This window comes from Flavobacterium sp. TC780, from assembly GCF_056783245.1.
The window spans coordinates 1-11,035 of record NZ_JBXBAV010000130.1 but is presented as its reverse complement, the minus strand read 5'-3'; the positions used below and the strand labels follow the sequence as shown (position 1 = coordinate 11,035).

Below are 11,035 nucleotides of genomic sequence, written 5' to 3'. Positions count from 1 at the left end.
AAGGTTAATACATGCTCCTGTTGTTAGGGAGGCAGCACCTTAAAAATATTGCAACTTTTATTTATATTAATCATGAAGAAAAAGAAGTTGAATATTTTAATGATTTCTTCGGACCTGTAAAAATTGACCATTTGATAAAAGTAAACGATCAATTTTCACAAAAAAACATAAGAAAATCTGGAAGTGAAAAGCGTAAAACAAAAAATAGATATATAGATGGTCAGTCTAGTATCAGTAATCTGCATTATACAAGTATTCCATACATTAATCCTCAGAATCAATCTTCTGCTGATGATTTATTTAAAATATATATATTAAAAAAATTCGACTCAGAAGGTAATTTAGATCCGCATTTAAAACCAACTTCTTCTGTTGATATTAAATACAGCACAATACAAACAAACGATGATTATGGAATATTTGAATATGGCAACAAAGATTATAAAGTTTGGAAGGGTCAAGTAAATGATGATGATGATAATAATAGACCTTTCAAAACCTTACAACTTATAAATTTTGAAACCGAGGGCAACATTACTAACTTTATGCAGTTAGGACTAATGAATGATGATTATAAGAAAGTTGTTTTTAATAGTCTGACTAGTGATACAACAAATCATATTCCTGAATCTAGCGCAAATATATATTTTCATTTAGACGATACTAATATTACTCAAAAAAGCCTCTTTAAAAAATATAAGTTGGGTGTAAAAGTTGAAACATTTGACTTATTTTGGGGTGTGAATTATAAAATTGTTTACCCATCAGCAGAAAATGAAGTATACGTATATACTGTTGATGGCTATTATTTTTTCACAAAAGAGTTCTCTGAAAAATTTAATTTCGTCGAAGAACTTGCCCAAGCAGTTGTCAATTTTAAGCCCAAAAATAATACTGTAGAAGCCTTTGGTTTTGATTGGATGAGATTATCGAAAGGAATAGAAATGGGATACGAAGAAAGTATTTTAAATGGATATAAAAACATGAGTGGGTTTAGAATGGAATTTGTTCAGTTAAAAAGTACGGCTATGGTCTTAGAAGAAGCTTTTCAAGGTTTAAAAAGAGAGTATATTAGAATAACAACAAAACAAAATAATCTTTATTATGTACCTTATTTAAATATCTATCCTTCAACTACTTCAACAGCATTAATAGATCCTCCATATGGAGCGAATTTAACTGCTACTATAGAAATTTATGAGAATCTAACCAAATTAGACTAGATTATGATACTAACTTATTTGAAATTACTGCAAATTTACCTATAAATTTAAATATTGGTATAAAAGATTTTGACATCCAAATATTTTGCAATGAAGAATTAAAAACAAATAAGTACATTAAAATTATAGCATCTTCACAACGGGAAGGAGAATTACCAAAAACAAAACTAGCAGGTATAATAAAAGTTTGTAAAAATGCTATTGAAAATAGAGAAAGAATAAAAATCGTTTTAATAGAAGCAACAACCGATATTGAAGGTGATGAAACTAAGGAAGTCGCTACAATCAGTCCAACTGAAATAGCAAATTTAAAATACGTTTTATATCAAGCACATATTTTTGCCGATATTGAAAAAGGTCCAGATTTAAATTTCATTAGAGCGGATGAAAAATTTAAAACGACAGGTGAATATATTAGTGACATCGGTGAAATTTATGAAATATACCCTGCTACACCAGAGCAAGAATATGACGAAAAACAAGATTATTTGAAAGATATAATTGATAAGAAATACAAAAATTATTTTAGAATTTATGCTTTTGATTTAGCATCAAAGGGAGCTGTCGGGAAATGCACAAGCTATAGGAAAACATAGTGCATGTATGTATAATAATCGATCAGATACAACATTAGCCCATGAAGTGTGTCATGGATTAGGATTATTTCACTCACATGCAGATGGAGTTATTAAAGACTCAAATCAAAAATATACATATCCATATGCTGGTACAGGTTCAACTGCTTTTGATAGACAACGAGCAACTGATAATATTATGAGTTATAATCATGACATTAGAAAAAGTCTCTGGCAGTGGCAGTGGAAAATAATGCATAATAACATTAAAAACTATAGTAATGAAGAATAGAATAGTAATTAGTATTGTCTGTGCTTTTTTAATAGGATGTAATGGGCAAAAAGAAGAAAGTATAAAAAAAAATACTATTGTTATGAAGAAAATTAACAACAGTTATTTAAAAAAAATAAAAAAAATAAATATGGAAAATCAAAAAATACAATTAAATGAAAATGATACTATTATTGAATTAAGGGATCAAGGTGAAACATATTTTGAAAGTAAACGAAAAAAAAATGAATCAATTTATAATTATATTATTTATAATAAAAAAAATAATATAATGATTAAATCAGGAACTTATTTTTATAATTCGCCAATTGGTATTTATAGAAAATATAACGAAAATGGAGAAATTGTTGAAGAAATAAATAAAGATGAGAACTTTCCTTTTTCTGTTTACGATTTGATTGAAAAAGTAAAAATTACTCATAATATAAATTTAAATGATGGTAAATCAGATAGATCTGTTAATCGAGGAATTGACAACGAAAGTGGCAAACTTATTTACAAGATAAAATATGATATAAACACTATTGAAGGTAATTTTAAATACATTATAATCAACGCTAAAACAGGCGAAATCCTATCCGAAGGAGAACAGCAATTGATGTAGTTTCAATAAAACAAAAGTTTTAATGATTTTAAGATCTCTTGTACTTTTTTCATATTACTTAGATTTTAACATACACAAGAAAATCTTTCTATACTTAAAAAAAAAATAAAACTCAAACATATCAGGGTAATAATATACAAAAAATACCAGGCGAATCTTACTGATTATTTTAAATATTTCTACATAAAGAAAGCCTTTTGACATTTTATGCACTTATCATAAAACAATCAAACAATTCAGTCCATAATTTTAATCATCTAAAAAAGATAATTCTTTTTTAGATGATTAACTTCTCAGACCTTTTACTTCATCCATATATCCTGAGAGGTTAATTAAACACTTTATCCTCTAGAGGGGAAATTCTCAATCAAGAATACTATAATAAAAATTCTTTCAATTTAAATTGATAAGAAAAAATTCCTGTATTTAATCTCTACAATATTTCTCAAAAGAAACAACTATCAAAGACAATTTGTAGACCACTTAAAACTTTCCCTTTTTCATTCAACAGTACTTTCATTTTAAAAAGATAAAGACTATCGTAGATAATCTTGAAAAACAAGTGAACAGTGACTTTACATGCCTTTACAACTACTTTACATAGTTGTAAAGCAAACGAACAATTGTTTTTTTTCTACTCAAAAATCGATCAAATTTGCTAAGAACAAACCAATAGATGGGCTTAAAAAGTTCAATTTATTTGATTTTTTGATCAGAGTAAACAGGGATAAGAAGAACATTCTCTACTAAAACGTTATGAGAAATTTTAATTACATCATCTTTTAAATGAAACATAAAACTAATTCTCCTTTTCCTTAAGAAAGGAAAACATTAAATAGAATTAACCGTAAATCAATACCACTTTACAAGTTTTTTAAAAAGTAAAATTTTGATTCGTTTTTTTAATTCTAGCAACAAAAAATTAAATAATAATTTGAATTAAACAATAATAAAAATGCCAACACCTACCACTCAAAAATATTACCCTTCGTTGTCGACTGTAGTAAGTTTGGATGATTTTCCAGATGCTTTAGGGTTCATAAAAGATGGAATTAAGCTACTATTTGACAAAATCTATATCAAAGATTTCCAAGCAAATATTAGTCCAAGAGGCGAATCCGGTTTTTATGGCCTGTCAATCGTTTCAAACCAAAGATTACAGTTTCAGATTCAGGAACAGAAATGTTTTTAATTCTTAATCCTGACAGTACTGATTCAACAATATCATCGTTTCCTGTTACTGTAGAGTATCAGTGGTTAGTTTTATCATATCTAAGAAGTTTCAATCTTCAAAATTTTTCTTATTCTCCCAAAGATTTTTTTGAACTTGGATTACAAATTTTAAATGTATCGGAAGAAGAAGTTGTAACATTAATCATTAACAATTTTGTTACTCCAAAAAGTGATAATCTAACAAAAGTTGAACAGTTTGTAAATGATTTTAATACTGAATTTGGCTTAACTATCCCGGTTCCTTCTTCAAATAACAAATCTAGAGAATTAGTTTTAGCTATTAAAAACCAATTTAGCGATGAGGCTTCAATTGCAGTATTTTTATTTTACATTTTGGATGAATCAAGCGTAGAAAATTCTATCAACAATGTAAAAAACTTCTTCAAAAGCCTGATTCCTGAAGATATTGACAGCTATATCAAAAATATCATTACCCCAAAAGCAAGGGTAACACTACAGTTGAGTGCTGCTATTGAGTTTCCAAATTCATATTTGAAACCTGTAACTAGCAATGGATCTCCATATACAGACCCTACGAATCCAAATCCTAAAACACAATTTAGATTTGCACAAGCACTACTTTCTGCTGATACTCAAGCTGGAATTGGATATCAATTTGAATTAGGGGGATCTTTAAGTCCTTCTAAATATGCAATGATTGGTAATACCGGAATGATCCTTGAATTAGACACTTTAAAACTGGATTTAAGTAAAAAAACAAATATTCCTGAAGCTACAGCGGATGGCAGACCTGATGATTTTATTGGAGTATATGCCCGTGCTGTATCAGTAACCTTACCTTCAAAATGGTTTCATGATTTTGACAAAGAAGGCCAAGGAAGCACGTCCACAACATTAAGAATTGGCGCATCAGATCTATTGATAGGAACCGGCGGGCTTTCTGGAGACATCTATCTGGAAACGGCTCCCGTAACTACTGGTGTTTTTAGTTATTTTGGTGACAAATTCGATTTTGCCTACCCACTTATAATGTTCGAAAAGAACGAAGAAACTGATGTTGTAGAAATAAAACAAATTGCAGATTACGACGAATTACTTGTTTATTTACAAGAATTAAATGCTATCAGCAGTTTGCCATATCCATTTAATTATCCTTTAACATTAACAACTAAGTCTACATTAGTATCTTCATCTGTTACTCCGTCTACTGTTTATACTTTTGATAAGGCTAAAGATTATCAAGCATTTTTATCGAAACTTGAAGATAAAAATACACTCTGGAAAAAAATTGGTTCTCCTAGCCGCGGTTTTGAAATTGGCTTCAATAAATTTGATATTTCTTTCAAACAAAACAAGGTTATTGGATCAAACATTAAAGGGCAGTTAATTATAAATAAATTAAAAAACCTAGACGGCAGTTCTTTCCACGCAACACTTGAAGGCCATTTATACGATGACGGTGATTTTAATCTTACCGCTTCTTTTGAAAAAGAAAGTGCTCCAACAGCCACTTTATTTAATCTTGTACAATTTGACTTCTTTAGTTTCGAACTAGGGAAGCAAGATGAAGATTTTTATGTAGGAACTTCATGTTATGTTTCGTTTCCAAACCCAATAATGAATAAGATCATGCAGGGTCAAGGAATTGACATCGAAAAACTTCGTATTTACAGTGATGGTAATATCGAGGTTGAAGGTGGTTCTATTCCAATACCATTGAATCGAACTTTAGACCTTGGGGCAGTTAAAATGACGATTTCTAACGTTAATTTTGGATCTACTCAAATTAATGACCGTAAATATAACTTTTGGGGATTTGATGGTGCTATTAGTATCAATCCATTAGGTGTAGATGCTCGTGGAGAAGGTGTTAAATATTACTATTGCACTGAAGAAGGCTATGAGGACGACTTTTTAAGAATTCAAACCATCGAAGTCGATTTAATAATTCCTGGATCAGCCTCTAAATCATCTGCGATGGCTATTATTAACGGAATGATTTCTCTACCTCAACCTGGAGTCTCTCAAAAATTTACAGGAAAAGTTTCTTTAAAATTACCAAAAGCAAAAATTTCTGGTAGTGTAGATATGAGCTTCATGCCTAAATACCCTGCCTTTTTGGTAGAAGCTCATGTTGATCTTCCTACTCCTATTCCGTTAGGATTCCTTTCCATTTCTGCTTTTAGAGGTTTATTAGGATATAGATATATAGCAACCAAAGAAGCAGCAAGATTAACTAAAGACAAATCATGGTACGAATATTACAAACATCCAAAACCTGGAATAAATTTAGAAAAATTCACCGGACCACCTGAATCTTTAGAATATGACTCTCCATTTTCTATTGGAGCTGGAGCTACCTTCGGGACTGTTGCTGATGGCGGACACGTCTTGTCTCTTCGCGCAATGATGTTATTATCTTTGCCTACCTTATTTTATATTGAAGCTGGATTAAACGTTATTGCTGGACGATTAGGACTTATTGAAGATGATCCTAGCAACCCTCCGTTTTTTGCTATGGTTGCTTTTGGTGATGATTCATTAGAATTAGCTGCTGGAGCAGACTTTAGTATTCCTAAAGATAGCGGGGAAATTTTTAAATTACATGCTTTATTAGAGGCTGGATTTTTCTTCAAAAATCAAAAACCCTGGTATGTTAATATTGGATCAAGAAAAGATCCGATTGAGGCTAGAATATTAAATCTATTCACTGCCAAAGCCTTTATTATGCTTTCTGCTCAGGGAATTGAAGCTGGTGCTAGATTAGAGTATAAAGTAGATAGAAGTTTTGGACCTGCCAGAGTAAAAATGTGGGCTTATCTTGAATTAGGAGGGAAAATTTCGTTCAAGCGTCCACAAATGGGTGGTTACATTGCTGCTGGTGGAGGAATTCAGATTAAAATTTGGATTGTAAAAGTAGAAATTGGATTAGACACTATATTCTCTGTCGAGTCATTTAAACCGTTTTTAATTTATGCTGAAATACAATTAAGTGTACGTCTAAAAATTGGTTTTATTAAGGTACGTAAGAAGTTTACAATTGAGCTTAAATGGGATATAAACAGAATAATTGACCGTACTCCTTATAGCCCACTTCCTATGGGAACACATGGAGACGCACAGGATAACAGAACTTCTGAATCGGTTAAAGGAGTACATATGCTAACAAATCAGGCATTTCCTCTTAATTATTTTAGCACAATTCCTGATGGCAATGCTATTACAAAAGTAATTCCTTTAGATACTTTCATCGACATTAAAATGGCTAAAGGATTATTGCCTAATCCAGATTTAAAGACCAAAATTGGAGGTTTTACTGGTGATGCAAAAAATTATACCGATTTGATGCCTCCAGAAAGTACCAGTCGTTCAGGTAAACCATTACGTCAGGTAAAGCATCAATATTCGATTAAATCAATTGGGTTAAAATCATGGAATGATACTTCTAATAAATGGGAGGATTATCATCCGTTTGAAGCTGTTGTAGAACAAAAAGACAGGGAAAAAGTTGGGAAATTACCATGGGCACAATGGCAAAAAGTAATTGATCAATATGATAGTATCCGAGTTTTAGCAACCAATCCATTTTCATTTTTAAGTGCTGGAGAACCGGGTTGGTATGTTCCGGAACAATACGGAATTACTCCATCTAAATTGTTTTGTAAATCAGATGAGATAAAAAGAGAGCATATCGATTTCTTTAATAAAAGAATTGGAAAACGCTTTTATAAACCTATGCAATATGAGGCAGAAAAAATCAATGGTCTCTTTTTTAAACTCATAGGAGATCTTCCCGATGTTGTTGAAAAAAATAAACTTGAGGGTGGTGATTTCATGACTATTACAGGAGAGAACAACACTTTTGGTTATAGAAAGTCTTTATCGTTTAAAAACTACAATCAGTTAGAAATTATATTCCCAAAATCGGCTATTGAGCCTACTTTGCAACTTACCACTCGAGCAAAAGATGTAAAAATAATAGCCTACACTGCTATTATCGAAGAAAAGACAAATCTCATTAAATATGAAAAAATTTTGTTGAAAAAAAATCCTTTTCAAACAACGGCTTCCGAGGAACTAACATATTCTAAAGAGGAACTACGAAGTGGTGCAACTCTATTTGATGCTAATAGTGATCCTATTTCAAAAACTAAAATTGATAAAATAGTAATTATTCCTTTATCTGCAAATACAGAACGCATTTTAGAAATTAGAAATGAACTTGCAGCACTATTTGATAAAACCTATACTGACGCTGAGGGAGTAATCTCTATTTCTTTTCCAAGTGATATGCCAAAATACAATTCGTTACTTGCAGAATTAGCACAATTACGAATAAATGCTGGTAATAGTACTCCTATTGGTACTCCTACTACACGCTCTTTCACTCGTTTTTATGGATATAAAGGAAAAGCCGTTTATGCATTTGATAAAGTCTTTAAATTTAATAACACCTACCTTATTTCATTCCATCCACAACCAAACACAACAGTTATTGTTCAAATTGATGTTAATGGAAGAGTATTAAGAGAGCGTTTGTTAAATGGTGTGGTAACTTCAATGCAAGTAGTCAATGGCAATTTGTTCCTTACTCAAGGCATGGATGCTAAACAATGTAAAGGAATTGGAGAAGCAATTATTGACTATGATTTTGTTGTAGGCTGCCAAAATCCGATGGCTTCAACAGCCATTATTGAACTTGATTCTGAATTGAATCAGAATTTTGGAATGCAATACCTAAGTACCTATTCTATAGGTTTTAACAAATTATTACCTCTGGATAACAACGAACTGCTTTGGATTAACACAGTAACTGATGGAACTCAAATTAACTGGATTAACGGAAGTGATCGTACTATTATTCATCGTACAAAAATCAGTGAAATAGCAATTAAAATACTTCAGCATAGTGGTACTGAATTTAGCTTAATTACAAAAAATAAAAAAATTATTAATATTAGCATTAACACAGCTACTAAAGCTATAACTGTAACTGATACAAAAGTAGTTTCTGATGCCTCTGTCACCGAAATTACTGATGCAATCGTTGCAAATGGTACAATTTTAATGTCGCTTAAATTAGCTGATGAGAAATTTGGTATAGCTCAAATTAATGGAACCTCTCTTAAGATAGTTAAAAACGATGCAATTTTTGACTCGGCTATTTCTTTATCAAATAATACCTTAACCGATAACTCAATTCTGGCTTATAATGAACATTATTTATTTGTATTCAATTCTACATTAGGGCTTACAAGATTAATCAAAAGAAATAGTACAACAGATAATGCGTCTATAATTACTATTCAAAACGATCCAGTAGCTAATGAAATCCTAATGCTTTCTTCTAGACCGAATGAAAGAGGCATTTATTTCTCTCTATTTAATGATCTATTCGATAACTGCGCATTATATCCAATAAAGAAAGTTGAAGTAACATCATCAAACTTAGTCTTAACAAATGGAACTACTAGTTTAATTGAGCTTAATACTGATACAAACTTAAGCTATACAAGAGGAACTAGAACTTCAAAATTAATTACTGTAAATAGTGTAATCTGCTCGAGAGGAAGTAATACCGAAAATGAAGAATTAGAGTACACTACTTTTATACAAAGCATCGATTGGTTAACTAAAGAAAGTTACTTTCATAATACAACCATACCTTCTTTTGAAGATGTAGAAGAAAATAATAAAGCTATGAGGGAAGCTATTCAAAATACTGTTCAGCCTATTTGGAGACCAAATACCACCTATTGTTTAGACTTTGAATTACTGGATACTGTAGATGATAAAAATGAAACATCGTTTAAATACTATTATGGTTTTTAAAACTTTAGGGCCTATAGGTCACTTTCCTGTTGCTGATCCTGTAACACCAGCTGCTCCAAAAAACGAATTAACCGATTTGGCAAAATCACCATTAACATCTTTAAGGCAGTATATAGATTACAACCGTTCTTACCCTAATGCCGATGGAAGTTTATTACAATCTAAACCTGTTTTTTATGGAAATAAGCAATGTGAGGTTTCATTATTTTTTACAAACCCTTATGCGTATCATATGTTCAAAGATTGGGAAAACTATGAGACTTCTAGACCAAAGCTGGCAGGCGCTTTAAACCTTATTATTAAAGATCCTCTTAATGACTTGCTTATTCCGTATCCATTACAAGACCAAATAACCAAATATCCTAAAGTCGAAAAAATGAAAAAAGGGGAAGAATGGGTAAGTGATACTGACCATTGCTTTTTAGGCATAAAATTGTTAAATAATTTTATCAATTCAAAACCTGAAATGGAATGTGAAGTAACGCTTGGAGATCCTATACAACCAAAATCGTACGGTTATAGTGTAAAGCTAACAGATTTAAAACCTTCAAAATTGTATACGCTTTTAGCAAATAATTATTTTGATACTAGCCAAAATCTAGACGAAAATAAAGGTAAAAATGTTCTTGTACATCAATTTGGGTTCCAAACCTCACGTTACAGAAACTTTGAAGAACAAGTACAAAGCTATGAGATTGGAGAAAAAGATAATACTGGACTTGTCGTTAATTCACGTAAGGCGCTATTTGATGTAAAACTAAATTTAAGTGATGATCAAATTACAGCTTTAAACAACATAATTATTGGAGAAGAAGATACGCTAAGTGATTCAATGGCATTAAAATACCAACATCCATTTGATCGTGCTATCGAGGGAATCTTAAAATTATCTCCTCTTGATCCGGCTCAAAGCACTGAAATCAATCGCATTATCGACACCAATACTGGAGATATTGTAGCGCTTTTAGTTCGTAATCCTGAACCTTTTAACATTCCTAAAATGCCATTGGAAGAAATTAAGTATACAATTATTGTAGGTGTTCCTAGCATAGAAATAATTGATAATAAAGAAGTTAAAAAATTCACAAAAAACATTGCGTTCAAAACATTGCATTCAAAAGATTATTCTCAGGTTCTGATTATGCATGACAGTAAAAAAATTACTGACAACAGTTTAGACATCCAATTTGAATACAGAATGTGGAATAATAAAGCAATAGTTATAGAGGGTGCAATACCGTTGACATTACCAATTGATAAGCAGCCATTACGCCTAGGTGCTGCCTCCCTAACAACAGGAGCATGTATTAACCTT

Annotated in this window: 6 protein-coding genes; all 6 read left to right on the top strand. The window is 31.1% G+C overall.

The window, feature by feature from the left end:
• Positions 1-11: 11 nt before the first annotated feature.
• Positions 12-1,223 (top strand): hypothetical protein, encoded by a 1,212-nt coding sequence (locus AC1RYN_RS14145; RefSeq protein WP_481807472.1) that lies wholly within the window; start codon positions 12-14, stop codon positions 1,221-1,223.
• 642 nt (positions 1,224-1,865) lie between these two features.
• Entirely contained in the window at positions 1,866-2,090 is a 225-nt protein-coding gene (locus AC1RYN_RS14140) for a hypothetical protein (RefSeq protein ID WP_481807471.1), read from the top strand.
• Positions 2,080-2,694 carry a hypothetical protein gene (locus AC1RYN_RS14135; protein ID WP_481807470.1) on the top strand — a complete coding sequence of 205 codons (615 nt, stop codon included), beginning with the start codon at positions 2,080-2,082 and terminating at the stop codon, positions 2,692-2,694. Before AC1RYN_RS14140 ends, AC1RYN_RS14135 begins: the two co-directional genes overlap by 11 nt.
• Positions 2,695-3,649: 955 nt before the next feature.
• A complete protein-coding gene (locus AC1RYN_RS14130) occupies positions 3,650-3,886 on the top strand; it encodes a hypothetical protein (protein ID WP_481807469.1) in 237 nt (78 codons plus the stop codon).
• A complete protein-coding gene (locus AC1RYN_RS14125) occupies positions 3,877-9,720 on the top strand; it encodes a hypothetical protein (protein ID WP_481807468.1) in 5,844 nt (1,947 codons plus the stop codon). The genes AC1RYN_RS14130 and AC1RYN_RS14125 overlap by 10 nt, the downstream gene beginning before the upstream one ends.
• Positions 9,686-11,035 (top strand): hypothetical protein (locus tag AC1RYN_RS14120; RefSeq protein ID WP_481807467.1); only part of this gene is annotated, 1,350 nt, incomplete at its 3' end. The genes AC1RYN_RS14125 and AC1RYN_RS14120, both read left to right, overlap by 35 nt.